We start from the raw sequence: 25281 nt of genomic DNA on the forward strand, positions 1-25281 counted from the left end.
GGCTTCACTCGAATTGTTCTTGTACGTCGGCCGCCCGATGTGCCGGACGGCTTACCGTGAGTGTCATGGACGCAGCATAACCGGCGGCGTCGCGTTCAGTAACAGGCCATTGGTCAGAGGCGTTCGATGACCATGGCAATGCCTTGGCCGACGCCGATGCACATGGTGCACAAGGCGTAGCGGCCGGAGGTTTCCTCCAGCTGATGCAAGGCCGTGGTGACCAGGCGCGCACCGCTCATGCCCAGGGGGTGACCCAGGGCGATGGCTCCGCCGTTGGGGTTGACCCGTGGATCATCGTCGGCCAGTCCCAGTTCGCGCAGCACGGCCAGCCCCTGGGCGGCGAAGGCTTCGTTGAGCTCGATGACGTCCATGTCGGCCAGCGACAGGCCGGTCAGCTCCAGCACCTTGCGCGTGGCCGGCACCGGACCGATGCCCATGATCCGCGGTTCGACCCCGGCCACGGCCATGCCGACCACGCGGCCACGGGCCTTCAGACCATGGCGGCGTGCCGCTTCGCTGCTGGCCAGCAACAGTGCGCAGGCACCGTCGTTGACGCCAGAGGCGTTGCCGGCGGTGATGCTGCCGCCCTGGCGGAACGGCGTGCCGAGTTTGGCCAGTTGTTCGAGGGTGGTGTCGGCGCGGGGATGCTCATCCTGCTCGACGCGAAGGGGCGGGCCTTTGCGCTGCGCAATCTCCACCGCCACGATCTCCCGGGCCAGGCGGCCACTGGCCTGGGACGCGGCGGCTTTGTGCTGGCTACGCAAGGCGAAGGCGTCCTGGTCGGCACGCGAGATGGCGAATTGCTCGGCGACGTTCTCGGCGGTTTCCGGCATCGAGTCGATGCCAAACTCGGCCTGCATCAGCGGGTTGACGAAGCGCCAGCCGATGGTCGTGTCGAACAGCTCGGCACTGCGACCGAAGGCCTGTTCCGACTTGCCCATGACGAACGGCGCCCGCGACATCGACTCGACGCCGCCGGCCAGCATCAGCCCGGCTTCGCCGCAGCGCAGGGCGCGGGCGGCGTTGCCGATGGCGTCCAGGCCCGAGCCACACAGGCGGTTGAGCGTGGTGCCCGGCACGCTGGTCGGCAGCCCGGCCAGCAGGCTGGCCATGCGCGCGACGTTACGGTTGTCTTCGCCGGCCTGGTTGGCGCAGCCGAGGATCACGTCGTCGATGGCTTGCCAATCCAGTTCCGGGTGGCGCTCGATCAGCGCCTTGATCGGCACGGCGGCGAGGTCATCCGGGCGTACCCGGCTCAGGGCGCCGCCGTAGCGGCCGATCGGCGTGCGCACGGCATCGATGATCAAGGCGTCGAAAGGCTTGTGGTCACTCATCTGTGGTCTCCTGCGCGAGCACCGTGCCGCGCACTTGGTAGGATTTGCCCCGGAACAGCGCGATCAGCTCGCCGCGCTGGTTTTCGATGCGTACGTCGTAAACCCCGGTGCGGCCTTTGCGGCTCAGCTCGACGGCGTTGGCGTAAAGCACGTCGTCGAGCAGTGCCGGAGCCAAGTAGTCGATGCTGCAGCCCTGGGCGACAGTGGCTTTGTCGTGGCTGTTGCAGGCGAAGGCAAAGGCCGAGTCGGCCAGGGCGAACAGAAATCCCCCATGACAAGTGCCGTGGCCCTGGATCATGTCGGCGCGCACCGGCATGCTCAAACGGGCCTGGCCAGGGCTGGTCTCCAGCAGGCGGATGCCCAGAGCCTGGGTAGCGCGGTCGCGGGTGAACATGGCGTCGGCGCAGGCCTGAGCCAGCGCCTCGGGGGTGCGTTGCAGGTCGGTCATGGTTTTGCGCTCTCGGTGACGGTCGCCGCACCCTCGGCGTGCAGGCGGCGCAGCAGAAGGGATGGGCGGTAGCGGCTTTCGCCGTAGCTGCGTTGCAGATGGTCCAGTACGCGCAGGCTGTGGCCGATGCCGATCTGTTCGGCCCAGACCAGCGGCCCTCGCGGGTAATTGACCCCGGCGCACATGGCCAGGTCGATGTCGGCGGCGCTGGCGACGCCTTGCAGCACAGCGTCGGCTGCTTCGTTGGCGAGCATGACAACCGTGCGCAGCACCACCAGCCCGGGCAGGTCGGCGACAGCGGTGACCCTCAGGCCTGCCTGTTGCAGCAGCGCCACGGCCTGGTCGCGAGCATCGGGTGCGGTGTCTGCGGACCAGCTGATGGCGATGCGCGAAGCGCTTTGATAATCCAGGGCCAAGTCGAGCAGCACCAGATTGCGCAAGCCATCCTCGACGGCGCGCTGGCTGGCCAGGCGGCCATCGGAGAGCGCCAGGGTCGCGTCGCCGACGCGGATCAGGCCACTACCGGCGCGTTCGGTGATGGTCACGCCGCTGTCCTTCAGACGTTGCACCAGCGGCTGCATGACGCCAAGGTGGCCTTCGATCACGCAGGCTCCTGCGTGCGTCTGGCTATGCATTTCGGCAACCGCGGGACGCTCGGCGTCGTCACTGTAGCGATAGAAACCTTGGCCGCTCTTGCGCCCCAGGCGTCCAGCGTCGACCAACTCCTTCTGCACCAGCGACGGCTGGAAGCGAAAGTCGCCATAGAAGGCCTCGAATACCGAGCAGGTCACCGCATAGTTGACGTCGTGGCCGATCAGGTCGGTCAGTTCGAAGGCGCCCATGCGAAAGCCGCCGGCATCGCGCAGCAGGGCGTCGAGGGTCGCACAGTCGGCTGCGCCTTCTTGCAGCAGGCGCAGGCTTTCGGCGTAGAACGGCCGGGCCACGCGGTTGACGATGAAGCCTGGCGTGGAGCGGGCGTGCACCGGCTTCTTGCCCCAGGCCTTGGCCGTTTCGTACAGCGTGTCGGCCAGTGAGGGCGCGGTGGCCAGCCCCGAGACGATCTCCACCAGGGCCATCAGCGGCGCCGGGTTGAAGAAGTGCATGCCGATGACCTGCTGCGGCCTCTGCAGGCCGGCAGCCAGGCTGGTGATCGACAGTGATGAGGTATTGCTGGCGAGGATGCAGTCCGCGGCGCACAGGTTTTCCAGCTGGCGCAACAGGTCTTGCTTGACCTGCAGGTTCTCGACGATGGCCTCGATGACCAGGCGGGCATCGGCCAGGGCTTCGATCGCTTCCACTGGCTCCAGGCGGGCGACGATCGCCACGCGAGCCTCGGCCTGCAGCTTGCCTTTTTCCACCAGGCGGCCGAGTTGGCGATCGATGCCGGCAATGGCCTGGGCCGCGGCGCCGGGGCGGTTGTCGTAGAGCTTCACTGGATGACCGGCCTGCGCCGCCACCTGGGCAATGCCGGCACCCATGGCGCCAGCGCCGATCACGGCGACCTGGGCGTTGCTGTCGAGTGCGTTCATGGTCAGCGGCCCTTGAAGACGGGGGTGCGTTTGTTCATGAAGGCGCTCACGCCTTCGCGGTAGTCCTCGCTGCGCCCGGCCAGGCGCTGCAGGTCGCGCTCCAGTTCCAGTTGCTGGTCGAAGCCGTTGTCGAAGCTGGCGTTGAGGCTGCGTTTGATCAGGGCAAGGCCGTAGGTTGGCTGGCTGGCCAGATGGCGAGCCAGGCTGAGTGCCTCGTCGCGCAACGCGGCATCGTCGACCACCCGATGGATCAGCCCCCAGCGTTCGGCCTGTTCGGCGCTCAGGCGCTCGCCGAGCATGGCCAGGGCCTTGGCTCGCGCCATGCCGATCAGGCGTGGCAGCAACCAGGTGCCGCCGGAGTCCGGCACCAGGCCGATCTTGCAGAACGCCTGGATGAAGCTCGCCGAGCGAGCCGCCAGCACCAGGTCGCAGGCCAGAGGGAGGTTGGCGCCGGCCCCGGCTGCCACGCCGTTGACGGCGCAGATGACCGGTAGCGGCAGATCGCGCAGGGTGCGCACCAGAGGGTTGTAGAACTTCTCGATGGACTCGCCCAGATCCGGCATATCGGCGCCCGGTGCGACATTGCGGTCGGACAGGTCTTGGCCGGCACAGAAGCCGCGGCCTTCGCCGGTCAACAGCAGTACGCGGGCTTCGTCGCTCTGGCGTACCTGCTTGAGGGCCTCGCGCACTTCCAGGTGCATTTGCGTGTTGAAGCTATTGAGTTGCTCGGGACGGTTCAGCGAGAGGAGGGCGACACCGTCCTCGATGGAAAACAGAATGTGCTCGAAAGTCATGGCGGGCTCGCTCGGTCAGTCGATGGGAAGGGCTCAGCAACCTTTGAAGTGCGCCGGGCGTTTTTCCTGGAAGGCGCGGATGCCTTCGTCGCGGTCGGCGGTGCCGGCCAGCAGGGTGAAGGCGTGGCGCTCGAAGCGCAGGCCGCTGGCCAGGTCGGTGTCGCCGGCCTTGAGCACTGCTTCCTTGGCCAGGCGCACCGCCAGCGGCGCCTTGGCGGCGATGGCGCGGGCCACTTCGAGGGCGCGTTCGACGGTGAACTCGGGCTCGGTGGTTTCGCTCACCAGGCCGGCCTGCAGGGCATGCCGGGCGGTGATGGCTTCGCCGCTGAGGATCATCTGCATGGCCAGCGGCTTGCCCACGGCGCGCAGCAGGCGCTGGGTGCCGCCGGCACCAGGGATGATGCCGAGGTTGATTTCCGGTTGGCCGAAGCGGGCGTCGGTGCCTGCGATCACGATATCGGCGCACATCACCAGTTCGCAGCCGCCGCCGAGCGCGTAGCCGTTGACGGCAGCGATCAGCGGTTTGCTGAACGCGGTAATGCGCTGCCAGTGGACGATGCGAGGGTCGTTGAGGATGCCGACCAGATCCCGCTCGGCCATTTCGCGGATGTCGGCGCCGGCGGCGAAGGCCTTGCGGCTGCCGGTGATGACCACGGCGCGGGTGTGCTCGCAGTCTTGGGCGGCGCTCAGTTCGGCGGCGAGTTCGGCCAGCAGTTCGGTGCACAGAGCGTTGAGCGCTTCCGGCCGGTGCAGGGTAACCAGGCGAACGCCGTGTTCGGGCGGCTGTACTGCGATGAAGCGTGGCATGTCGGGTTCCTCTGGCTGCACGCACGGCACGGGTTGGCCGGCTTTTCTTGGAGTTGTCTGCAGGGGGCAGCGCCGAGCGCGCCCAGGTGGGATCAGTATAATCATTATGCGATACAAAAAATCAACATCAGCTATGCATAAATGTATCTCTAGAGTTGTCAGGTATTTTCGGTTCATCTGGGTTTTCCAGCAAAATTAAGGGCTTTGGCTGGATTGACGTCGGGATGTATTGCGATACAAGATCGCTGAAGATATAGAATCATTTTCGGAGATTGACCATGCCTTGCTACCGCCTCGATGGCCTGACCCCGGTCGTCCACCCCAGCGCCTACGTGCACCCGAGCGCCGTCCTGATCGGTGATGTGATCGTCGGCCCAGGTTGTTACGTAGGCCCATTGGCCTCGCTGCGCGGCGATTTTGGGCGGATTGTCCTGGAGGAGGGGGCGAACCTGCAGGACACTTGCGTGATGCACGGCTTTCCAGGCGGCGACACGGTGATAGAGCGCAACGGCCACGTCGGGCATGGCGCGGTGCTGCACGGTTGCCGGGTGGGTGAGGATGCGCTGATCGGCATGAATGCGGTGGTAATGGACGGCGCCCATATCGCGCCACGCTGCATCGTCGGGGCCACGGCCTTCGTCAAGGCTGGCTTCGAGTGCCCGGAGCAAAGCCTGGTGATGGGCGCCCCGGCCCAGGTCAAGCGCCCGCTGAGCGAGCAGGAGCTGAGCTGGAAGCAGCGCGGCACTGCCGAATATCAGCGCCTGAGCGAGCGCTGTATGGCCAGCATGGTCGAGTGCTCGCCGCTTACCGAGGCCGAGGCCCAGCGCCCGCGCATGGGTGACGACGGTTTCCGGCCCAAGGGCGAGGCAGGCGCATGAACCTGCCTGCGTCCCACCATGGCCAGGCGACCCGCCGCACAGGTATAGTCGGGACTTTCTCCGCGCACAGTTCCTCCATGAGCAACCTCGCCCCGCTGAATACCCTGATCACCCGCTTCCAGGAGCAGACCCCGATCCGCGCCAGTTCGCTGATCATCACCCTCTATGGTGATGCCATCGAGCCCCACGGCGGCACGGTGTGGCTGGGTAGCCTGATCAACCTGCTGGAGCCGATCGGCATCAACGAACGGTTGATCCGCACGTCGATCTTCCGCTTGACCAAAGAAGGTTGGCTGACCGCCGACAAGGTGGGCCGGCGCAGCTACTACAGCCTCACCGGTACCGGCCGGCGGCGTTTCGAAAAAGCCTTCAAGCGTGTCTACAGCCCCAGCCAGCCGGCCTGGGATGGCGCCTGGACCCTGGTGCTGCTGTCGCAGCTCGATGCCGCCAAGCGCAAGGCGGTGCGCGAAGAGCTGGAATGGCAGGGCTTCGGCGCCATGGCGCCCAACCTGTTGGGTTGCCCTCGCGCCGATCGTGCGGACCTCGCGGCGACCCTGCGAGAGTTGGAAGCCAGCGATGACAGCATCGTCTTCGAAACCCATACCCAGGAGGTACTGGCGTCCAAGGCCATGCGCGCGCAAGTGCGTGAGAGCTGGCGTATCGACGAATTGGGGCAGCAGTATAGCGAGTTCATCCAGTTGTTCCGGCCGTTGTGGCAGGGGTTGAAAGAGCAGGCCGAGCTCGATGCCCGGGACTGCTTCCTGGCGCGCACCCTGCTGATCCATGAATACCGCCGGTTGTTGCTGCGTGATCCGCAACTGCCCGAGGAGTTGCTGCCCGGGGATTGGGAGGGCCGGGCGGCGCGGCAGTTGTGCCGGAATCTGTATCGGTTGGTGTGCGCCAAGGCGGAGGCGTATCTGGGCAGTGCGCTGGAGACGGCGGATGGGCCGTTGCCGGATGTGAACGAGAGTTTTTATCGGCGCTTTGGTGGGTTGAAGCTGGATTGAGTGGGGGCGCACTGCAAATCCCCAGTCATACCCCCTGGCCCACCGCGATCCCCCACCAACTACTTGCTGGCAACCGTCTGATTCGCCGCCGGGCAGCTCTGGGCATTGAGGAACTGCGATTTCTTCAGCCACTCCTGCTGCGGGTAATAGGCGAACACATAGCTGCCACGTTGCAGGGTATCGATCAATTTGCCGGCAATGGCTGGCCGAACGGCAGGGCAGCCTTGACTGCGCCCCAGGCGGCCGAGTCCGGGCACGACCTTGGGGTCGGCATAGGCAGCGGCATGCATGACGATGGCCCGCGACATGCTGTTGTCGTTGAAGCCCGGCTCCAATCCTTGCAAGCGCAGTGAGCGGCCGTGTTTGCCGCGGTAGGTCTGGCCGGTTTCGTACAAGCCGATGGAGGACTGGTAGCTGTTCGGGACGTTGGAGAACGTCGTCGGCACATCGGCGCCGCTGTTCTTGCCATGGGCAACCCACTCCTCGAACAGGAGCTTCCTGGCCTGCAGGTCGAACACCCACAGGCGTTTGTCACGCGAGGCCTTGGAGTAATCGATCACCGTGAGCAGCTTGTCTCCATCGCTCTGGCTGGCGCACTCGTAGGCAGTGAGCGCCAGGGTGAGGGCTGACAGGTTGGCATTGGGCGCCAAGCGTTGAAGTTCCGCGGCGCTTGGCAGCGATTGGGCGTGGGCGGCAGACCACGCACCGAGAAAAAGCAGGCCAAGGCTGGCCGCCGAGAGCCGCATGGCTCCCCACAAGGGTTCGAGCATCGACATGAATTGCCCCATTGGAAAACAGCCTGAACTCTGCACTGAGGATTAGCAGATTGCAGGCGAAAAGCCGCTACTTTGCTGGATTTTTAGTGAGTTGCCGATCACTTTTTGACCAATGGTTTAGCTTCTTCACCTTCTTCGCCGGTGATGACCGTGAATTTCCCGTTGCTGCGCGTCTCCCGGGTGGACGCCCAGTCGGTGATCACCAGTGTCGTGCCGACGTCCATCGCCTCGCGTAGATGTTGTCGGAAGTCCGGGGCCAGGGTCAGCTCCCCCAGTTGTTCATAAGGTGTATCGCCGTACTCCGGATTGCTCACCGCAACCGCCGACCAGCGCAGAGGCAGGGCAGCCTCGACTGGCAAGGCCGAGGGCTTTTGCAGCAGGGAATACACTGCCATACCGCTGCGATGGTGGCTGTTCTCGAGCGACAGGGCCGGCGCCGAGCCCACCAACTGGCCTGCGCGATAGACGTAGGCACGCAGGTCGGCGCGACTGATCAGGATGGAAAGCGGTCCCGCCGTTGGATCCGGATCGTTCCAGAACTGCTGGTTGCTCAACACCAGCGGGCCTTGGGGCTTGCCATCGCTGACGGTGGGCGCCAGCACGCCGGGGTGGGTGACCTCCACGGGGGCGCTATGGCTATCGGAAACGATGACGGTGGTGGAACTGAATCCGGTGACTTCGTAGAGCTTCTTGGCAAAGTCCAACGGCAGGCGCACGCACCCGTGGGAGGCGGGGTAGCCTGGCAGGTGGCCGGCATGCAAGGCGATGCCGTCCCAGGTCAGGCGCTCCATGTAGGGCATGGGCGCATCGTTGTAGAGGCTGGATTTATGTTCGACCTTTTTCTGCAGGATGCTGAAAACCCCGGTGGGGGTTTCCCGCCCTGGTTTGCCGCTGCTCACGGTACTGACGCCAATGGCGATGCCATTGCGATAGACGTAGGCTCGCTGTTCGGTGAGGCTGACCACCACGGTTACCGGCCCTACCGGCGAGACCTGCGGGTACCAGAGAAACTGACCAGGCTTGAGGCTTTCGACCTGAGTCCTGAGTTGGGTAGGGCCTGGGATGTGCAGCGGCGCTGCTTCGAGCAAAGTGGCGGTAAACAGCAGAGTCAATGCGAGCGTTGCATGCGACATCCAATCGATCCTCCTTGAACCCTGTCGCCAGCTTAGTCGCAACGCTCGCTCTCGGGCAAACCCGCACGTCAGCTGGGCTGCGCCGCCAGGTTGTTGCTCACGTTACGTCCCAACACCAGCACCGTGATCATTCCGCAACCGACCAAGGCAGTGGCCAGACTCAACAATACCGAGCTGCCCATCTGGTCGACGATACGTCCGCCGAAGAACGATCCCAGTGCGATGATCACCTGGAACATCGCCACGAACAGCGGCATACCGCGTTCCACGTCCTTGGGCGCGACGACGAACATCCAGATGCTGGCGCATGCCGGGAAGGCGCCAAAGGCGAAGCCCCAGAGCGCGATCAGCATCGCTGCGCCGGTCATGCCGGCGGCGAAGTAAGGGAACAGCGCAGTGCTGATGGCGATCATCAGCGCGACCAGCAGCAGGGTATGGCGCACGCTGCGGTTGGCGGCGAAACCGGCGAACACGTTGCCCAGCACCCCGGCCACGCCATACAGCAACAGCAGCGAGCCAATGGTCGGGCCATCGAAACCTGCGCGCTCCTTGAAGAACGGCGCGACATAGGTGTACGCGGCAAAGTGCGCCAGGCCGATCAGCAGCACGGCGATCAGGCCGACCCGTGCTTGCGGATTGATGAACAAGGCCGGCAGGTCACTGATGCGAATGGCCTTGTCCGGGTTCAGCCGCGGCAGCAGGAACACCTGCGCCAACAGCACCGGAATGCCCAGCGCCGCCGTGACCAGGAAGGTCATGCGCCAGCCCATCAGGCCGCTCAACCAGGTGCCGACGGGCACGCCGAGCACGGTGGCCAGGGTCACGCCGACCATGATGATCGAAGTGGCCTGCGCCACGCCCACGCCTCTGGGGGCCAGGCGGCCGCTGAGGGCGATCGCCGTGGCCCAGAAACCGCCGATGCTGATGCCTAGCAACACGCGCCCGAACAACAGCAGGTTGAAGTCGCTGGCGTAGGCTACCACTGCGTTGGCGATGATCATGATCAGCGTCAGGCCGACCAGCAGGTAGCGGCGGTCCAGCGCACCGATGCCCACCGACAGCAGCGGGGCGGCGAGCGCGGCCATGATCCCGGGCAGCGTCACCATCAGGCCGGCGTGGCCGGCACTGATGCCCAGGTCGGCGGCGACATCGTTGAGTACACCTACCGGCAGGAACTCGCTGGTCACCAGGGCGAAGGCGCCCACGGCAACCGAGAGAATGGCCAGCCATTGCTGTGCGACGCTTCGGTGGGGTGGATCGGGGAGGCGATGGGCCTGAGTGGGGCTTGGCATGGTATCGGGTTCCGAAGGGGTGTGCCTGTAACAGGCAGGTAGAGCGGGGGGAAATTTCGTTGGGATTATAGGGGCGGCCTTGGCCCGTACCGATGTGAGCGTTTCGATAGTAATCATCAGTGCAATCGATGGCGTCCCGTCTGACGCTGCAAACATGGACGCACAGCGGATCAGAGAGACTTGCCGTCACCCGTGCGCAACAAGGCCACGAACGCGCTCGCTGCAGGCGATGGCACCTTGGGCCAGACCGCGTAAAGAACGCGCTGCGGCGCGTCCTGCACCGGTACGGCCACGACACCGCGCAAACGCCCCGCCACCGACTCCGGCACCAAACCGACAGCCAGGCCGCGCATGACGAAGTCGGCCATCAATTCCACGTGGTTCACTTCGAAGCGTACCTGGTGGGCAAGGCCTGCGGCGGCGAACGCCTTGTCGGTCTGACGCCGGGCGCTGCTGTCCTGCGGATAGTCCACCAGCGGCAACGTCGACAATTGCTCGAGCTTCAAGCGCTTGCGCTTGGCCAGTGCATGTTCTGGCGGCAGGAGGGCAACCAGGCGTTCGCGGTTGATGGGCAGGTACGCCAGGTCGTCTATACGCTCATCCGGCCACAGGCCGACCAATGCCACATCCAGCCGTCCTTGGCGCAAGTGTTCGAGGGACATCTCGCTGCCGCGTTGGCTCAAGCGCACTTCGACCTGGGGATGACGGGCGTGGAACTGCGCGATGAGCGCGACGATATCGAGGCTGCCCAAGGCGCTGATACTGCCGACCGACAGCTGACCACGAACCTGCCCGGTGGCGGCCGCCACTTCGTCGGGAATCCGCCGTGCAGCTTCCAGCGTGAGGTAGGCCTGGCGCACGAACGCCTCGCCGGCCGGGGTCAGGCGAACCTGGCGCGAGGTGCGCTCGAACAGCGGGGCGCCGAGTTCTGCCTCCAGGCGTGCCACCTGATGGCTCAGCGCTGACTGGACCGTATGGCAGCGGCGTGCGGCGCGCGTGAAGCTGGATTCCTCGGCCACGGCCAAGGCGAATTCGATCTGTCTGAGATTCATCATCTATCTCTATTCAAGATGGATTGCATGAGAACAATACATTGGATTCATGGTTGGCTTGAAGCGAAGCTGAGGCAAATTCACTCAGGGAATGAATCATGAACGCGATATCCCAGCGTCTTCCCAGCAAGGCGCTTGCGACGCCATTGTTAGGATTGATGGCCGTGTCCACGGGCCTGGCCGTGGCCGGCAACTACTATGCGCAGCCGCTGTTGCCCACCATCGCTGCGCAATTCGGAACGACCGAAGCGGCGACCGCCAGCCTCGTCACCATCGCGCAGCTCAGTTATGGCGCCGGCTTGCTCCTGCTGGTGCCGCTAGCGGACTTGTGCGAGCGGCGCAGCCTGATCGTCTTACTGACCTTGCTGGCTGGCCTAGGGCTGATCCTCAGTGCCCTGGCGCCGAGTTTGCCGTGGCTGCTGATCGGCACTGCGATCACGGGTTTTTACTCGGTCGTGGCTCAGGTGCTGGTGCCGTTCGGTGCCACCCTGGCCACTGCAGAACAACGCGGGCGTGCTGTGGGCGCGCTGATGAGTGGTCTGCTGCTGGGTATCCTGCTGGCACGCACCGTGGCGGGCGGGTTGTCTTCATGGCTGGATTGGCGAGCCGTGTACGGGGTGGCTGCGGCTTCGATGGTGTCGTGTGCCTTGGCCCTGTGGCGGGCTCTGCCACAACACCACGCCCAGACCAGAGCCAGGTATGGAGCCTTGCTATGGTCGGTACTGACCTTGTTCGTGGAAGAGCCGGTGCTGCGTGTACGTGCCTTGCTGGGCATGGTGTCGTTCGCATTGTTCAGCCTGTTCTGGACGCCACTGGCGTTCCTCCTCGCTGCGCCTCCTTATGGCTATTCGGATGGGCTCATCGGCCTGTTCGGGCTGGTCGGTGCCGCTGGGGCGCTGGCGGCCTCCTGGGCCGGGCGGCTGGCGGATAAAGGCAAAGGAGCGATCGGTACCTGGTTGGGCTTGTTCGGGTTGCTGCTTGCCTGGTTGCCGCTGGGATTTGCCGAGCGCTCGCTGGGCGCGCTGATAATCGGGGTATTGGTGCTCGATCTGGCCGTGCAGCTGGTGCATGTGAGTAACCAGAATGCGATCTATGCGTTGCGACCGGAGGCGCGAAATCGGCTTAACGCCGGGTACATGACCTGTTATTTCCTGGGTGGGGCGGGGGGATCGGTATTGGCGGCTTGGCTTTACGCGAGTGCGGGGTGGGGTGGGATCGTGGTGGCTGGGGTCGGCATCGCGCTGTTGGGGATTGGCGTGGGGCTGTGGGCTGCGAAGCGCGGGTTGCGTTGAGCGCATCCGGAATCTTCAGGGGCCTCACCGGCCTTTTCGCGGGCAAGCCCGCTCCCACAGGATCAGCGCCGCGCTTTGGTTCGGCCCAGTGCCTGTGGGAACGGGCTTGCCCGCGAAGAGGCCCAGGAGGGCGACGCACGGTCGCATAACGCCTTTCGGAAGATGGCCTAAGCTCGTTGAGGCGTCCGCGGCAGCCCTGCCGTATCCCCGGTGAGTGTTCAGCGGGTTGGGCCACGCGACACAGGACAGCTATTCATTCAGGAGCTACCAACATGGCAACGATGAAGGCAGCGGTTTTCGTGGAGCCAGGTCGAATCGAACTGGCAGACAAACCCATCCCCGAGGTCGGCCCGACCGACGCGCTCATCCGCCTGACCACGACCACTATCTGTGGCACCGATGTGCATATCCTCAAGGGTGAATACCCGGTCGCCAAGGGCCTCACCGTCGGCCATGAGCCGGTGGGGGTGATCGAGAAGCTCGGCAGCGCGGTCAAGGGCTACACCGAGGGTCAGCGGGTGATCGCTGGGGCGATCTGCCCCAACTTCAATTCCTATGCCGCCCAGGACGGCGTGCCCTCCCAGGACGGCAGCTACCTGATCGAGCGCGGCCTGTGCGGCTGCCATGGCTACAAGGCCACCGCGGGTTGGCGTTTTGGCAACCTGATCGACGGCACCCAGGCAGAGTACGTGCTGGTACCGGACGCCGAGGGCAACCTGGCGCCGATTCCCGATGGCCTGACCGACGAACAGGTGCTGATGTGCCCGGACATCATGTCCACCGGCTTCAAGGGCGCGGAAAACGCCAACATCCGCATTGGCGATACCGTGGTCGTCTTCGCCCAGGGCCCGATCGGTCTGTGTGCCACCGCCGGGGCGCGGTTGCTGGGGGCATCGACCATCATCGCGGTGGATGGCAACGACCACCGGCTGGGCATCTCGCGCAGCATGGGCGCCGACATCACCTTGAATTTCAACCAATGCGACGTAGTCGACGAGATCATGAAGCTGACCAAGGGCAGGGGCGCGGACTCGTCCATCGAATGCCTGGGCCTGCCCAGCACCTTCGAGCAGGCGATCAAGGTGCTCAAGCCGGGCGGCACGTTCTCCAGCCTTGGCGTCTATTCCAGTGACGTGAAGATTCCGCTGGCGGCCTTCGCCACGGGGCTGGGCGATCACAAGATCAACACCGCGCTGTGTCCGGGCGGCAAGGAGCGCATGCGCCGGTTGATGAGCGTGATCGAATCGAATCGTGCCGACTTCGGCTCGTTGGTCACCCATCACTACGCGCTCGATCACATCGTCGAGGCCTATGACCTGTTCGCGCATCAGCGCGACGGTGTGCTGAAGATCGCCATCAAGCCATAGTGGAAGCAGAACCAGGATGATGTTGCAGTCGGTCCTGTTCGGCGTCATGGGTATCACAGTGCAACGCCATTTGGGTATCGTGGGAGCTGGGGCGCGAACGCTTTACGCCCCATTCCGAAGCCAGAGCGAGCCCCACAACAATGTCCTTGCGCGCCCTTCGTACACTGCTCGCCATCGCCCAGCACGGTTCGTTCGTGCGTGCCGCGGAGGCCGTACACCTCACGCAGTCCGCTGTCAGCCTGCAGGTCCGTGCGCTCGAGGAGGACTTCAACGCCACATTGTTCGACCGCTCCCGACGCTTGCCGGTGTTGACCGACGCCGGGCACGTTGCGGTGGAGCGAGCCCGGGAAATCATCGGCCTGTACGACAGCATCGCCAGCGAAATCGGCGGTGACACCGAGCTGCGTGGCCGCCTGCGCATCGGCGCGGTACCGACCGTGCTGGCCGGTGTGTTGCCCGCGGCGCTCGCGGCCCTTGGTCGAGAACACCCGCACCTGCGCCTCACCGTCAGCTCTGGCATGTCCGCTGAGCTGTCGACGCGGGTAGAGGCCGGTGAGCTCGATGTCGCCATCACCACCGAGCCGGTGAGGCCGCACCCCTACGGTTTGGTCAGCACCGTGCTTTATGAAGACGGCTTCTGGATCATTGCGCCCGCGAGCTATGCCGGTCAGGAACTGCAACCACTGCTGCAATCGCAGCCCTTCATCCGCTTCGAGCGACGCGCCTGGGCTGGGCGCACCATCGAACGCGAGCTACGCAAGATGCGCCTGCGGGTGCAGACAAGCATGGAGCTCGACAGCCAGGAAGCGATCATCCAGATGGTCGGCAACGGCCTCGGCGTGTCCGTGGTACCCATGGCCAGGGAACGTTTAGCCAGCCTGCCACAACTGGCTGCGCAGCCCTTTGGCACGCCACAGAAGACGCGGCGCCTGGTGTTGCTCGAACGCGAAGACCGCCCCGTGCGCAAGCTGGCGGCGGTGTTGGCGGAGGCGGTTCAGGCCCATGCGCCGCACTGACGATCCATGAGAAAAACTCGTGGATCACGAAAGTTTAAAACGATTTTCTTTGTAGGTTGCCCCCCGTATCGTGAAGCCTTCATCGACAAACAGAGGGCAATCGATGACCTACGCGCTGCTGATGGCTCTGTTGCCGATCGCGCTGCTGATTGCATTGGGCGCCTGGCTCAAGCATCGCCAGTTCGTGGCCGACAGCTTCTGGCCGCAGGCCGAGCGGCTGGGCTACTACGTTCTGCTGCCGTCTCTGTTCTTCCATGGGCTGGCGACTGCCAAACTCGATGGCGTGCCAGTCAAAGGCATGATCTCGGCGCTGGTGTTGTCGACCGTGGCAGTGGCGATCCTGGTGATCGTTACCAGGGCCTTGGTCAAGGGCGACGATGCCGCGTTCACCTCGGTATTCCAGGGAGGCGTGCGTTTCAATAACTACGTCGGCGTCTCGGCGGCGGCCGGCTTGTTCGGTGCCCAAGGCATCGCCCTGGCTGCGGTCGCCAACGCGGCCATCGTGCCCACTGTGAATATTCTCTGCGTGCTGGTGTTCGCCTGGTATGGCTCTGCGGGCCGCATGTCATTGGGCAAGGTACTCCGGCAACTGGCGATCAATCCCTTGGTAGTGGCCTGTTTCGCCGGCATCACCTTGCAAGCGTTGGGCGCCGGACTGCCACCTGGGATAGAGCCGCTGCTCAAGGCCCTGGGTCAGGCTTCTTTGCCGCTGGGTCTGCTGTGCGTGGGGGCGGCCCTCGAACTGGGCAGCGTGCGCCAGTGGTTGCGCCCGGTGGGCTATGCGTCGGTGGTGAAGTTCCTGATCATGCCGGTGGTCACCCTGTACGCATGCCACCTGTTCGGGCTGGACGGCAAGGCCGCCATCGCTGCGCTGTTGTTCCAGGCGCTACCGACGGCCTCATCGTCGTACATCATGGCGCGTCAACTGGGCGGTGACGCGCCATTGATGGCCGGTATCATCGCCTGCCAGACTGTGCTGGCGGCAGTGGCGCTCCCGGTAGCGGTGATTGCCCTGACGCCGTTGATCTGAGCGATCAGAGAACGGCGAGACCAGGCACATCGCTTCCCGTACGACTACACCCCAGAGCACGAGCGCGGCGATGACCGGCCAACGCTGGCCAACTCATCTCACCCCGCCGGTCAGCCCAGCATGGCACCTCGCTTTGAGGGGGCTATCTTTGCTGGTCTGGACAACGGCTACGGACTGAGGACGACGCCATGAATACCAGCGATCTACTCGAACAGCTGCTTCGGGCCGGGCAGGGCAGGCAAGCGCAACAAGGGAGCGGCGGCGTTTCATCGCAAGGTGGCCTGGGCGATCTGCTCGGTGGCCTGCTTGGTGGCGCCAACACTGCCGGCGGCGGCCTGGGGGATCTACTGGGCGGCTTGTTAAGAGGCGGTGCGGGCAGCGCAGGTGGTGCTGGCCAGGGCCGCTCCGCTGGAGGCATCAATTAGGCTGCCTTGGCGTCGTTGGGCATGATGGCGTTCAAGGCCTATCAAAGCTGGCAGCGCAGCCAGGCGACAGCCCCGCAACAGGCGCTGCTGACCGTCGATCAATTGTCCGGCCCCGAGGCTGAAGATCATAGCCATGCCATCTTGCGTGCGCTGATTGCCGCGGCCAAGGCCGATGGCCGTATCGACGAGCAGGAACAACAGTTGATCTACGCCGAGATCAAGCGTCACACCAGCGATGCACAGTTGCAGCAATGGCTGGATGAAGAAGTCAGCAAGCCTCTGGATGCTGCCGAGGTCGCTCAGTCGGCAAAAGATCCGGCCATGGCAGCGGAAATGTACCTGGCCAGTGTGATGCTGGTGGGTGACCAGCAAGGCGCGGAGCGCGCCTACTTGGATGAACTGGCCGCTGCGCTGCGCCTCGATCCGACCTTGCAGGTGCACTTGGAGCAGCAGGCCACGGGCGCTGCATCACCGGGCTGAGAGACCGGGCGCTGGATGGTCAGCCTTGTCGCGGCACGATTTCAGGGCAGCAGTGCCGGGAGCTGTGTCGAAATCAGGCCCGCTGCGGTGGCCTTGAGCATCGACGGACTGAGCTTGTCCCTGGGCACCCATCTGCACGCCACGATCTCGTTGGAAGCCACGGGTTTCTCGTCATCGTGAAAATGGGTGGTGAATATGTGGTGCACGGTCGTGCCGACTTTCAAGGTGCAGAGCGAAAGCAGGCCATGCCCTTCGATGGACGTTTCCTCCCGAAGCTCCCTGGCTGCGGCCGCGATCGGTGTTTCACCGGTTTCGATGACGCCCCCCGGAAAATTCCACTTGCCACCTTTCTTGCGCACCAGAAGCACCTTGCCGCTGCGCAGGCAGATGATCGTGGCCCTGGCTTTCAACCCTCGTTTTTTCTTGTCCTGCATGCACACACCCAGCTGGCAATCACTCGTTCGATATCCGTCTTGCCTGCTGCAAGATCAGGGCCTCTTCTCTCCAGACCCTTTTCTGTGACGACTCGTTCAACCGTTGAGCCACAGCATGGGCGGCGGCAGTCCTCGCTGATCGATTCGGCATCCTTGACGCCCCCGGTCGACGGAGGGCTTGCGCATTAAACCGTGAGATACCGCTCTTCGAAATCTTTCGCCAACGCCTGCAGCGTCACGCTCCCCAGCTTCTCCAACAGCAGCGCTTGCGCAGCATCGAAGGCGTCCGTCAGCGCTGCGTTCACCGCCTGTTCAACCAGGCATTCCGGGTGGTCGGTCGAAAGCCCGATGGCAAATATTGAAGCCCCGCCGAGTGCCCTATGGATATCCAGCAAGGTGATGTCCGCCAACGGCTTGGCCAGTCTCCAGCCGCCGTGATGCCCCTTCACTGAACCCACGTAGCCCTGTTCCTTGAGCAGCGCCATGGTCCGGCGCACTACCACCGGGTTGGTCCCGAGCATCTGCGCGATGGTTTCGGACGTTGCGGGTTTCTCGTGCCGCGCCATGTGGATCAGCACATGCAGCATGCGAGACAGGCGGGTGTCATTTCTCATCGGAACTTGGCTCTGGCAGAGGTTGCTGCCAGCCTCACATGAAACAACAAAAGTTACAAGATCGTTGACGGACGGGTTCATGTAACTTACGTTGTGTCATGAGTTCATGAGGCTGGCCTGGTGCCAGAGGAGGTTGATGTCATGTTTGAAGTGATCATCGTGGGAGGCAGTTATGCAGGTATCTCGGCGGGCATGCAGCTGGCACGGGCACATCGAAAGGTATTGGTGATCGATGCGGGTAACCGGCGTAACCGTTTTGCCGAGCATTCCCACGGTTTTCTCGGACAGGACGGGCGTAGCCCGGCGGTGATCGTGCAGGAGGCCCGTGAGCAGTTGCTGGCCTACCCAACGGTGCAGTGGATGGTGCAATCAGCTGTGTCGGCAGAGACGCTGGGCAATGGGTTCGTCGTCACTACCGCCGATGGCATGCAGCACAGCGGGCGGCGATTGATCCTGGCTGGCGGAGTGACCGATGAGTTGCCCGCGATAGCGGGGCTGCAGGAGCGTTGGGGGCGAAGCGTGTTCCATTGCCCCTATTGCCACGGCTATGAACTGGGTGGTGGCCCCATCGGCGTGCTTGCAGCCTCGCCGCTGGCCATGCATCACGCCATGATGCTGCCCGACTGGGGGCCGACCACATTGCTTCTCAATGGCGTCTTCACCCCTGATGACGACCAGTTGGCGCAGTTGCAGCGACGCGGTGTTCGGGTCGAACAGGAGGCCGTGGTGGCGGTGGCAGGGGAGCGCGCCGATATCACCCTGGCTAGCGGCAGGGTGATTGAATTTGCCGGTCTATTCACCCAGCCGCGCACGCGCATGGCCAGCACGTTGCCAGAGGAATTGGGTTGCGCCTTCGAGGACGGGCCACTGGGGCGCTTCATCAAGGTCGATGCAATGCGCGAGACCAGCGTTCCCGGGGTGTTTGCCTGTGGCGATGCGTCGGTGGCGGCGGGCAACGTGGCCATCGCAGTTGGGGATGGCGCGCGCACGGGCGGGGCCGTGCATCATTCGTTGATCTTTCGGTAGGAAAAAGCAAGGCAGCGAGTGAACATTTACCCGACACCAGCCGTCGTTAGCAGTGACCTGCCAATGCGAGAGCCGCCATGCGTATCTACCTTGCCTTGATCCTGGCCCTGGGGGGCGCCTGTGCCTTTGCCCAGCCAGCTCTGAAAGACAGTTGGACACTGCACGATCAGTTCGACCAGGCCTTCACCTTGAACGCCAGCACCCGGGTGGTGATGATCGCCCGCAGTATGTCCAGCGCGAAACTGGTCAACAGCGCGGTGGAACACACCCCTGACTGTTATCTGGATGAACGTGGTGTGGTCTTCGTCGCCGACATCGAACGGTTGCCATCGGTGGCGCAGGCGGTGTTGGTGCCTGCCATGCGCACGGCGCGCTATCGCATCCTGCTGGATCGAGAAGGCAGCGTCGCCCCGCGTTATGGCGGTGATCGCGACAGCGTGCAGTGGCTGGAGCTCGACCACGGCAAGGTGGCCCGGGAGCGGCGCTTCAGCGATCTGCCTAGCCTGCGCCAGGCGCTGGCCGGGCAGACGCCTGGACGTTGAGGCTGACGTTCAGCGAGCAGGCGTTCAGAGCGGCTGTTGCGCCAGCAGAAAGTCCACGAATACCCGCACCCGGGCAGGCATCGAAGGGCCGCCGACGAAGACGGCATGGATCGGCTCTTTGTCGCCGGGGTTGAAATCTTGAAGCACTGGGACCAGGGTGCCGCTGCGCAATTCGTCGACCACGGTGAATTCACCGATACGGGCGATGCCGGCTCCAAGCCTGGCCAGTTGCGCCAGCGCCTCGCCACTGCTGCAGGCGATGTTGCCATTGATCTTGAGGGTGAATGCCTCACCATCGCGACGGAACGGCCAGTCGGGAGAGGCTCGCCGAAAGTTGAAGCGCAGGCAGTTGTGCCGCAGCAGGTCTTCGGGTTGACGAGGCACGCCGCAGCGTTCAAGGTATTCGGGCGAGGCCACTATCACCTGACCGGTTTCGCCGATCCTGCGGGCGCTCAACGCGCTGTCCGGCAGGTCGCCGAAACGTATCCCGACATCCGCCTCGCCCCCCAGGATGTCGACCACTTCGTCGCCCAGCGACAAATCCACCACCACCTCCGGGTACAAGGCGCTGAACGCCGCCACCAGTGGCACCACCGTCAGCCGGCCATGGCCCAGCGCCGCACTGACCCGCAACCTGCCTCTTGGCACTCCTTGGTCGGCAACGGCCTGTTCGACCTCATCGATGTCCGCCAGGATCCGCCGCGCACCCCGTAAATAGGCTTCGCCTTCGGTGGTCAAGGTGATCGCCCGGGTGGTGCGCAACAGTAGCCGACTGCCCAGGCGTTGCTCGGCGCGGGCAATGATGCGGCTGACTGCCGAGGGCGTCAGCCCCAGTTCCCGCGCCGCGCCCGACAGGCTCCCTGCATCCATCACTCGCACGAAAACCGCCATTTCTCCCGATCGACCGATGTAGTCCATTTGTGCCTCATGCGCAAAGGTGATTGGCGTTAGCGCCGTCTAGTGCTTTCACGAAGGCGATCGTAGCATTCGCCGCATAGATAAGGAGTTATTACCATGCGTATCAATCTACCGCTGATAGCACTCGCCATAGGCGCCTTCGGCATCGGTGTGACCGAGTTCGCGCCCATGGGCATGCTGCCCAGCATCGCCACCGGCCTTGGGGTGTCGATTCCTGCTGCCGGACTGTTGGTCAGCGCCTATGCCTTAGGCGTACTGATCGGCGCGCCGCTGATGACCCTGGCCACGGTGAAGATACCGCGGCGCTATCTGCTGATCGGCCTGATGGCCATCTTCACCCTGGGCAACCTGATGTCTGCCGTGGCCAGCGATTATCTGAGTCTGATGCTGGCCCGTGTGGTCACTTCGCTGAACCATGGTGCGTTCTTCGGCGTGGGTGCGGTGGTGGCGGCCAGCGTGGTGGCCCCCGAAAAGCGCGCCGGCGCCTTGGCGGCGATGTTCATGGGGCTGACGCTGGCCACCATCGGCGGCGTGCCGCTGGCGACCTGGTTCGGTGAAATGTTCGGCTGGCGCACCGCGTTCTGGGGCATTGCAGGGCTTGGCGTGGTCGCGATGGCGACCCTCGCTTATGCCTTGCCTAACGTGCCCCTGCCCAAAGGTGATGGTGTCATGGCCGAGATCCGTGTGCTGGGCCGTGGCCCAGTCCTGGCGGCCTTGGCGCTGACCGTGGTCGGTTCCAGCGCGATGTTCACGGTCTTCACCTATATCGCGCCGATCCTGCACGACCAGGCCCAGGCGTCGACCCGCTTCATCACGGGCATGTTGGTACTGTTCGGGGTCGGCCTGACCTTGGGCAACATGTGGGGTGGCAAGGCGGCGGACCGCTCGATCGACCGCACCTTGATCGTCTCGCTGGTGGTATTGATCGCCGTGCTGCTGGTGTTCCCGCTGGTACTCGGCTGGGCCGTGCCGACGGCACTGGCGATTCTGCTCTGGGGCGCGGCGAGTTTCGCGCTGGTGCCGCCCTTGCAGATGCGCGTGATGGAAGCCGCCAAGGATGCGCCGAACCTGGCCTCTGCGGTGAACATCGGAGCATTCAACCTTGGCAATGCCGTGGGTGCGGCGCTGGGCGGGGCGGTGATCAATGCGGGCTTGGGTTACCCGGCGATCTCGTTTGCCGGTGCGACGATGGCGGCGCTTGGGCTAGTGATGGTGCTGGGCTTGGCATGGCGTTCGCGCAGTGCGGTGGTCGCCTGCAAAGCCGCAGCTTGAAGCCCGGGGCCTATCGGCGGTAATGCCGATGGGGATCGTCATAGTGGTGATCCATCGCCCGGTGATGGCGGCGCTGCCACTCGCGCTGGCGCTCGATCTCGCGGCGATGCTGCTCGCGGCGCCATTGTTCCCTGCGCCATTCTTCCCGGCGGTGATCCCAGCGGTGATCATGGCGATAGCGGTCGTCATGGGCCAGCAACGGTGCGGCGTGGTCGTTGGCCACGCTGGCCAGGTTCGGCCATGGTGTGGCGGGAGCCTGCTCCTTGGCCGGGGGGATGACCAAGGCAGGGCCCGTGGCCTGCATCTGCGTGGCTGAGGCCGAACCCACCGCCGCGAACGCGAACAGGCCAAACAGCACCATCCGGGGGACATGGAATTTCATAGGCGATGACAACCTCTTGCAAATTAATGGCTTAGCCCATTTTCTCCAGGCCTCTACATAGACCTGAAAATTCGAAAAAGTTCTGATCCCCCGTTGCCCCATGCCGAAGCGTTATGGGCGCGATCCGAAGACGCTATTTGTTGCCCTTTCGCCATCCTCCCTAATATCGGGCTGCACGCAGGTGCTCCTGCCCTGACGCTGCCCAGACAGACCTCAATTTCAAACAAAACCAAGAGGTTGATCGTGATAGAACCCATTGCGCGCAGTGGCCATCGTGTGCCGCTGGCTGCTTTCTGCTGCCTCGTTTTCAGCGCCTGTGCACAGGGCGCTTCCTTCCAGATCGGTGAGATCGACGGCCAGTTCGACTCTGCGCTGAGCTTTGGCGTCGGCGTCTCCACCGCCAACCCCGACAAGCTTCAGCTCCAAGCGGCCAACGGCAACGACGGACGCCGCAACTACCGCTCCGGCGATGTGTTCTCGGCGGTGTTCAAAGGCGTTCATGACCTCCAGCTCAGGCACGGCGACTTCGGCGTTTTTCTGCGCGGCACGTATTGGTACGACACCGCCCAGCGCGATCATAGTCAGCGCTTCGTCGACATCGACGACCACAATCGCAAGGCGTCGGCGAAGACCGCCGGCGGGCAGTTGCTCGATGCTTTCGGTTATTACCTCTATGACATCGACGGCGAGCCTGGCTCCGCGCGTCTGGGCAAACAAGTGGTGAACTGGGGCGAGAGCCTGTTCATCCAGGGTGGGCTGAATGTGATCAACCCATTCAACCAAGCGGCCTTGCGTCGACCAGGGGCCGAGGTCAAGGACGCCCTGGTGCCGGTCAACCTGTTCTACATCACCCAGAACCTCAACGAGGCGGTGTCGATCGATGCCTTCTACCAGCTCGATTGGGAGCAGACCCAGCTCGACAACTGCGGCACCTACTTCTCGGGTAATGACTTCATGCCCGATGGCTGCGTTGGCCTCGACGTCGGCGGCCGGCAGCTGAGCGGCCAGCGGGCGGCACAAGCCCTGGCGCCGTTTGGCGTGGAGTTGGTCGAGGAGGGCGTGCGGGTGCCCCGGGGCGGTGACGAGGATGCACGCAACAGCGGGCAGTGGGGGCTGTCGTTGCACTGGTACGTCGCGCAGCTGGACACCGAATTCGGCGTCTATGCCGCCAATTACCATAGTCGCGCGCCGTTTCTCGGCACGGTCAGCAGCCGTTACTTCAGCAACACCGATTTCGCCCCGCAACTCTGCACCAACCTCGGCGTGGCGTTGAGCAATTGCGGTGCATTCCTGAACTCGTCCAGCGGTCAGAGTCTGGCCGGCGCGCTGCGTATGGGGACTTCCGCCTACCGAGCGCAATACCCCGAGGACATTCGTCTGTATGGTCTGAGCTTCGCCACCACCTTGCGAACCGGCACGACGTTGCAAGGCGAGCTGACCTACCGGCCAAACATGCCGGTACAGCTCAACGGCACCGATATCCTGCAGTCGTTGCTCAATGTCGATAGCCGCAGCCCCTTGCTGGCCGACGGTCTGCGTCCTGAGGCCGACGAAGCGTTGTTCGACGGCTATCGGCGCAAGGAAATCACCCAGATGCAAGTGTCGGCCCTGCACGCCTTCAGTCGCGTGATGGGGGCCAACCAGTTGGTGCTGGCGGGCGAGATCGGCGCGACTTACGTCGGTGGCCTGGAGGGCCGGTTCGGCCCGCGCTACGGCCGCTCCGGCGCTTACGGCAGTGGCGAGTTGGAGGACAACAGCGTGTGCGAGGCGATTTCCCGCGCGCCCGAATACTGCAACGGCGACGGTTTCGTCACACCGTTCTCCTGGGGCTACCGGCTGAAGGCGACCTGGAGCTACCCCAACCTGATTCCAGGGGTGGATCTGCGTCCCAATCTGGCCTGGTCACACGATGTCAGGGGCTACTCGCCTGGCGATGGTTCGGCGTTCAACGAAGGCTCGCGGTCGATCGGCGTGGGACTGGATGCCTCGCTGGCCGGCAAGTATTCGTTCAGCATCGCCTACACCGATTACCGCGATGGCGACTACGGCGTTCGGGGTGATCGTGATTTTGTCTCGATCAGTGTTGGGGCGAGCTTTTGAATTTGATTTAGCGGCGGCTCGGTTAAGGCCTCCAGGTGCTTGTCTTGGGGGTTGAGGTGGTGCATGAATCGAGCGCCGCCCGCGCGGCGCTCGATCTCACAGCCGCCAAATCCCGCACGGCAGGCATGATAACGGCGGTATTGGCGGCGTTGCCGGGCGGATTGCCAGCTACACTCCTCGGCAAAGTGCTGGGTGAGGGCGGTGTCGCCTTTACCCAGCGCCTGGGCCTTGCCTCGGCGTCGCTAAGTTGGCAACCTTGGGCCGCTTGAAAAACGACCAGAAGGAAACCGCCTTTGAGCTGGGATAAAGTGGGAAAACTCCTTGTAGCCGTACTGCTGGGCATCATGGCCCTGCTGGTCGTCTACTCGGTGTTGCGCAGTAGCCCGCGCCTGGAGGCGTCGCTGACCTACGCCTATCTCACCTACCCCAGCCAATTCAGCGAGCGCATCAGCAGCGCCAGTGACGCACTCAAGTATGAGCATCTGCGTCCGCGCATCAGCGCGGTTGGCCAGGGGCGTCTGGAGCCTGAACAAGTGGACCGTCTGGTCGACCTCGCCCAAGCGCCCTATGTCCAACTGTTCGCCAAACCCTTCGAGGCCGGGTTGGTGGACCATCGCACCGGCCTGGTGATCGAACTGCACAATACCGGCGACTCGCCCGTGCGCGAAGTCAAGATTCGCCTGCCCGCCAAAGGGCTGGTGCAAGTGCGCGACGCCCAAGGCAACGACAGCATTCCGGACAACGCCACCGCCCTGGTGGAGATCCCCGCCATCGAGGCCGGCGGTGCCTGCAAGGTCTGGGTCTATTTCGACGCCGATTACTCGCAGATCCGCCAGGGTGGCATTGGTATCAGCCACGCCGACGGCGTCGCCGATATCCAGGTCTATCGCGAATTCAAAGGCTTCCCCGCACTGGTAGCGCGCTACAGTCGCGAACTGGTGGCGTTGCTCGGTGTCTTGCTGCTCAGCGTGCTGGGGCTGGGTTATGCCTGCCTGACTCGGCCGCGCGCAGCGGTGGCTTCGCGTTAGCCGCCTGGGTTGGCCCGGGGCGTTGATGGCGCCGGGCGATTCGCAGTACTCCCCACAACATTGCCAGCGCCACTGCTAGCCAGGCGCTGATCAGGCTGAAAAGGGTCATCGCAAGGCTCATACGGTCCTCCTTTGCTTTGCCGCCTTCCTGATAGCTGACTGCTATCGCGATTGGGGGACTCCCTGGACCGGCCATCTTCCGGATGAATGGTCGTCGTTCAACCGATGCCCGACCCAGCGCATTTCGGCATGGCCTGCATCCACATCTGGTATTACGCCACCGCGGCGGCGGCTGTTTAGCATCG

25 protein-coding genes and 1 pseudogene are annotated in these 25281 nt (G+C 64.1%); 12 read left to right on the plus strand and 14 right to left on the minus strand.

The window, feature by feature from the left end:
• Positions 1-113: 113 nt before the first annotated feature.
• From pcaF to paaF, 5 genes are read right to left on the minus strand one after another with little or no spacing between them, the layout of a single operon-like run.
• Positions 114-1334, minus strand: a complete 1221-nt coding sequence (gene pcaF / locus KY379_RS15725) for a 3-oxoadipyl-CoA thiolase (protein ID WP_261240748.1) — start codon at positions 1332-1334, stop codon at positions 114-116.
• On the minus strand, positions 1327-1782 hold the full coding sequence (paaI, locus tag KY379_RS15730; protein WP_133331596.1) for a hydroxyphenylacetyl-CoA thioesterase PaaI: 456 nt from the start codon (positions 1780-1782) through the stop codon (positions 1327-1329). The genes pcaF and paaI overlap by 8 nt, the downstream gene beginning before the upstream one ends.
• Positions 1779-3311 (minus strand): 3-hydroxyacyl-CoA dehydrogenase PaaH, encoded by a 1533-nt coding sequence (gene paaH / locus KY379_RS15735; RefSeq protein WP_261240751.1) that lies wholly within the window; start codon positions 3309-3311, stop codon positions 1779-1781. Before paaH ends, paaI begins: the two co-directional genes overlap by 4 nt.
• Before the next feature lie 2 nt (positions 3312-3313).
• Entirely contained in the window at positions 3314-4105 is a 792-nt protein-coding gene (gene paaG / locus KY379_RS15740) for a 2-(1,2-epoxy-1,2-dihydrophenyl)acetyl-CoA isomerase PaaG (protein ID WP_133331598.1), read from the minus strand.
• Positions 4106-4138: 33 nt separating this feature from the next.
• Positions 4139-4912 carry a 2,3-dehydroadipyl-CoA hydratase PaaF gene (gene paaF / locus KY379_RS15745; protein WP_133331599.1) on the minus strand — a complete coding sequence of 258 codons (774 nt, stop codon included), beginning with the start codon at positions 4910-4912 and terminating at the stop codon, positions 4139-4141.
• Between the two features lie 278 nt (positions 4913-5190).
• Between paaF and paaY the strand changes: the two genes are divergently transcribed.
• A complete protein-coding gene (gene paaY / locus KY379_RS15750; protein ID WP_133331600.1) occupies positions 5191-5790 on the plus strand; it encodes a phenylacetic acid degradation protein PaaY in 600 nt (199 codons plus the stop codon).
• 77 nt (positions 5791-5867) lie between these two features.
• The gene (gene paaX, locus KY379_RS15755) at positions 5868-6797 is read left to right on the plus strand and encodes a phenylacetic acid degradation operon negative regulatory protein PaaX (protein WP_196172262.1); all 930 of its coding nucleotides are present in this window, start codon (positions 5868-5870) and stop codon (positions 6795-6797) included.
• A gap of 59 nt (positions 6798-6856) precedes the next feature.
• On the opposite strand, the gene KY379_RS15760 is transcribed toward paaX, so the two are convergent.
• The 4 genes from KY379_RS15760 to KY379_RS15775 form a co-directional block, all read right to left on the minus strand.
• Positions 6857-7573, minus strand: a complete 717-nt coding sequence (locus KY379_RS15760; protein ID WP_133331602.1) for a murein L,D-transpeptidase catalytic domain family protein — start codon at positions 7571-7573, stop codon at positions 6857-6859.
• Positions 7574-7671: 98 nt separating this feature from the next.
• Entirely contained in the window at positions 7672-8706 is a 1035-nt protein-coding gene (locus KY379_RS15765; protein ID WP_261240753.1) for a L,D-transpeptidase, read from the minus strand.
• Positions 8707-8774: 68 nt separating this feature from the next.
• Positions 8775-9998: an MFS transporter gene (locus KY379_RS15770; protein ID WP_261240754.1), complete on the minus strand. Its 1224-nt coding sequence runs from the start codon at positions 9996-9998 to the stop codon at positions 8775-8777.
• Positions 9999-10168: 170 nt separating this feature from the next.
• The gene (locus KY379_RS15775; RefSeq protein WP_306466549.1) at positions 10169-11053 is read right to left on the minus strand and encodes a LysR family transcriptional regulator; all 885 of its coding nucleotides are present in this window, start codon (positions 11051-11053) and stop codon (positions 10169-10171) included.
• 95 nt (positions 11054-11148) lie between these two features.
• On the opposite strand from KY379_RS15775, the gene KY379_RS15780 reads away from it, so the two are divergent.
• The 5 genes and pseudogenes from KY379_RS15780 (at position 11149) to KY379_RS15800 (ending at position 16660) form a co-directional block, all read left to right on the plus strand.
• Positions 11149-12342 (plus strand): MFS transporter, encoded by a 1194-nt coding sequence (locus tag KY379_RS15780; protein WP_261240755.1) that lies wholly within the window; start codon positions 11149-11151, stop codon positions 12340-12342.
• A gap of 272 nt (positions 12343-12614) precedes the next feature.
• Positions 12615-13709: an NAD(P)-dependent alcohol dehydrogenase gene (locus KY379_RS15785; protein ID WP_261240756.1), complete on the plus strand. Its 1095-nt coding sequence runs from the start codon at positions 12615-12617 to the stop codon at positions 13707-13709.
• Positions 13710-13849: 140 nt separating this feature from the next.
• Complete coding sequence (locus tag KY379_RS15790) at positions 13850-14725, plus strand: LysR family transcriptional regulator (RefSeq protein WP_133331607.1); 876 nt, start codon at positions 13850-13852, stop codon at positions 14723-14725.
• Positions 14726-14828: 103 nt separating this feature from the next.
• Positions 14829-15755, plus strand: coding sequence for an AEC family transporter (locus KY379_RS15795; RefSeq protein WP_261240757.1), 927 nt, complete (start codon positions 14829-14831; stop codon positions 15753-15755).
• 188 nt (positions 15756-15943) lie between these two features.
• Positions 15944-16660: pseudogene (locus KY379_RS15800) on the plus strand (tellurite resistance TerB family protein).
• A 41-nt stretch (positions 16661-16701) separates the two neighbouring features.
• Here KY379_RS15800 and KY379_RS15805 read toward each other — a convergent pair.
• Positions 16702-17094 (minus strand): NUDIX domain-containing protein, encoded by a 393-nt coding sequence (locus KY379_RS15805; protein WP_133331610.1) that lies wholly within the window; start codon positions 17092-17094, stop codon positions 16702-16704.
• A gap of 185 nt (positions 17095-17279) precedes the next feature.
• The gene (locus tag KY379_RS15810; RefSeq protein ID WP_133331611.1) at positions 17280-17708 is read right to left on the minus strand and encodes an RrF2 family transcriptional regulator; all 429 of its coding nucleotides are present in this window, start codon (positions 17706-17708) and stop codon (positions 17280-17282) included.
• Positions 17709-17849: 141 nt separating this feature from the next.
• Here KY379_RS15810 and KY379_RS15815 point away from each other — a divergent pair, with 141 nt between their 5' ends.
• The gene (locus tag KY379_RS15815) at positions 17850-18734 is read left to right on the plus strand and encodes an NAD(P)/FAD-dependent oxidoreductase (protein WP_261240758.1); all 885 of its coding nucleotides are present in this window, start codon (positions 17850-17852) and stop codon (positions 18732-18734) included.
• 77 nt (positions 18735-18811) lie between these two features.
• Positions 18812-19276 carry a hypothetical protein gene (locus tag KY379_RS15820; RefSeq protein WP_261240759.1) on the plus strand — a complete coding sequence of 155 codons (465 nt, stop codon included), beginning with the start codon at positions 18812-18814 and terminating at the stop codon, positions 19274-19276.
• Between the two features lie 24 nt (positions 19277-19300).
• On the opposite strand, the gene KY379_RS15825 is transcribed toward KY379_RS15820, so the two are convergent.
• Positions 19301-20194, minus strand: a complete 894-nt coding sequence (locus KY379_RS15825; protein ID WP_261240760.1) for a LysR family transcriptional regulator — start codon at positions 20192-20194, stop codon at positions 19301-19303.
• A gap of 96 nt (positions 20195-20290) precedes the next feature.
• Here KY379_RS15825 and KY379_RS15830 point away from each other — a divergent pair, with 96 nt between their 5' ends.
• Complete coding sequence (locus KY379_RS15830) at positions 20291-21466, plus strand: MFS transporter (RefSeq protein ID WP_261240761.1); 1176 nt, start codon at positions 20291-20293, stop codon at positions 21464-21466.
• Between the two features lie 10 nt (positions 21467-21476).
• On the opposite strand, the gene KY379_RS15835 is transcribed toward KY379_RS15830, so the two are convergent.
• The gene (locus tag KY379_RS15835; protein ID WP_133331616.1) at positions 21477-21848 is read right to left on the minus strand and encodes a hypothetical protein; all 372 of its coding nucleotides are present in this window, start codon (positions 21846-21848) and stop codon (positions 21477-21479) included.
• A 246-nt stretch (positions 21849-22094) separates the two neighbouring features.
• On the opposite strand from KY379_RS15835, the gene KY379_RS15840 reads away from it, so the two are divergent.
• Together KY379_RS15840 and KY379_RS15845 are read left to right on the plus strand one after the other, a co-directional pair.
• Positions 22095-23948 (plus strand): DUF1302 domain-containing protein, encoded by a 1854-nt coding sequence (locus KY379_RS15840; protein WP_409977279.1) that lies wholly within the window; start codon positions 22095-22097, stop codon positions 23946-23948.
• Positions 23949-24241: 293 nt separating this feature from the next.
• Entirely contained in the window at positions 24242-24976 is a 735-nt protein-coding gene (locus tag KY379_RS15845) for a hypothetical protein (RefSeq protein ID WP_133331617.1), read from the plus strand.
• Here the strand turns inward: KY379_RS15845 and KY379_RS15850 are convergent.
• On the minus strand, positions 24912-25097 hold the full coding sequence (locus tag KY379_RS15850; RefSeq protein ID WP_133331618.1) for a hypothetical protein: 186 nt from the start codon (positions 25095-25097) through the stop codon (positions 24912-24914). The two genes, KY379_RS15845 and KY379_RS15850, sit on opposite strands and share 65 nt — an antisense overlap.
• Between the last annotated feature and the right edge of the window lie 184 nt (positions 25098-25281).

Origin of the sequence: Pseudomonas sp. HD6422 (assembly GCF_025377065.1) — a bacterium.
Taxonomy (GTDB): domain Bacteria; phylum Pseudomonadota; class Gammaproteobacteria; order Pseudomonadales; family Pseudomonadaceae; genus Aquipseudomonas; species Aquipseudomonas putida_U.

What these genes read in the sequence shown, in the direction of transcription:
- pcaF (WP_261240748.1), bottom strand. Translation starts at nt 1,334, where the DNA reads ATGAGTGACCACAAGCCTTTCGACGCCTTGATCATCGATGCCGTGCGC.
- paaI (WP_133331596.1), bottom strand. Translation starts at nt 1,782, where the DNA reads ATGACCGACCTGCAACGCACCCCCGAGGCGCTGGCTCAGGCCTGCGCC.
- paaH (WP_261240751.1), bottom strand. Translation starts at nt 3,311, where the DNA reads ATGAACGCACTCGACAGCAACGCCCAGGTCGCCGTGATCGGCGCTGGC.
- paaG (WP_133331598.1), bottom strand. Translation starts at nt 4,105, where the DNA reads ATGACTTTCGAGCACATTCTGTTTTCCATCGAGGACGGTGTCGCCCTC.
- paaF (WP_133331599.1), bottom strand. Translation starts at nt 4,912, where the DNA reads ATGCCACGCTTCATCGCAGTACAGCCGCCCGAACACGGCGTTCGCCTG.
- paaY (WP_133331600.1), top strand. Translation starts at nt 5,191, where the DNA reads ATGCCTTGCTACCGCCTCGATGGCCTGACCCCGGTCGTCCACCCCAGC.
- paaX (WP_196172262.1), top strand. Translation starts at nt 5,868, where the DNA reads ATGAGCAACCTCGCCCCGCTGAATACCCTGATCACCCGCTTCCAGGAG.
- KY379_RS15760 (WP_133331602.1), bottom strand. Translation starts at nt 7,573, where the DNA reads ATGTCGATGCTCGAACCCTTGTGGGGAGCCATGCGGCTCTCGGCGGCC.
- KY379_RS15765 (WP_261240753.1), bottom strand. Translation starts at nt 8,706, where the DNA reads ATGTCGCATGCAACGCTCGCATTGACTCTGCTGTTTACCGCCACTTTG.
- KY379_RS15770 (WP_261240754.1), bottom strand. Translation starts at nt 9,998, where the DNA reads ATGCCAAGCCCCACTCAGGCCCATCGCCTCCCCGATCCACCCCACCGA.
- KY379_RS15775 (WP_306466549.1), bottom strand. Translation starts at nt 11,053, where the DNA reads ATGATGAATCTCAGACAGATCGAATTCGCCTTGGCCGTGGCCGAGGAA.
- KY379_RS15780 (WP_261240755.1), top strand. Translation starts at nt 11,149, where the DNA reads ATGAACGCGATATCCCAGCGTCTTCCCAGCAAGGCGCTTGCGACGCCA.
- KY379_RS15785 (WP_261240756.1), top strand. Translation starts at nt 12,615, where the DNA reads ATGGCAACGATGAAGGCAGCGGTTTTCGTGGAGCCAGGTCGAATCGAA.
- KY379_RS15790 (WP_133331607.1), top strand. Translation starts at nt 13,850, where the DNA reads ATGTCCTTGCGCGCCCTTCGTACACTGCTCGCCATCGCCCAGCACGGT.
- KY379_RS15795 (WP_261240757.1), top strand. Translation starts at nt 14,829, where the DNA reads ATGACCTACGCGCTGCTGATGGCTCTGTTGCCGATCGCGCTGCTGATT.
- KY379_RS15805 (WP_133331610.1), bottom strand. Translation starts at nt 17,094, where the DNA reads ATGCAGGACAAGAAAAAACGAGGGTTGAAAGCCAGGGCCACGATCATC.
- KY379_RS15810 (WP_133331611.1), bottom strand. Translation starts at nt 17,708, where the DNA reads ATGAGAAATGACACCCGCCTGTCTCGCATGCTGCATGTGCTGATCCAC.
- KY379_RS15815 (WP_261240758.1), top strand. Translation starts at nt 17,850, where the DNA reads ATGTTTGAAGTGATCATCGTGGGAGGCAGTTATGCAGGTATCTCGGCG.
- KY379_RS15820 (WP_261240759.1), top strand. Translation starts at nt 18,812, where the DNA reads ATGCGTATCTACCTTGCCTTGATCCTGGCCCTGGGGGGCGCCTGTGCC.
- KY379_RS15825 (WP_261240760.1), bottom strand. Translation starts at nt 20,194, where the DNA reads ATGGACTACATCGGTCGATCGGGAGAAATGGCGGTTTTCGTGCGAGTG.
- KY379_RS15830 (WP_261240761.1), top strand. Translation starts at nt 20,291, where the DNA reads ATGCGTATCAATCTACCGCTGATAGCACTCGCCATAGGCGCCTTCGGC.
- KY379_RS15835 (WP_133331616.1), bottom strand. Translation starts at nt 21,848, where the DNA reads ATGAAATTCCATGTCCCCCGGATGGTGCTGTTTGGCCTGTTCGCGTTC.
- KY379_RS15850 (WP_133331618.1), bottom strand. Translation starts at nt 25,097, where the DNA reads ATGAGCCTTGCGATGACCCTTTTCAGCCTGATCAGCGCCTGGCTAGCA.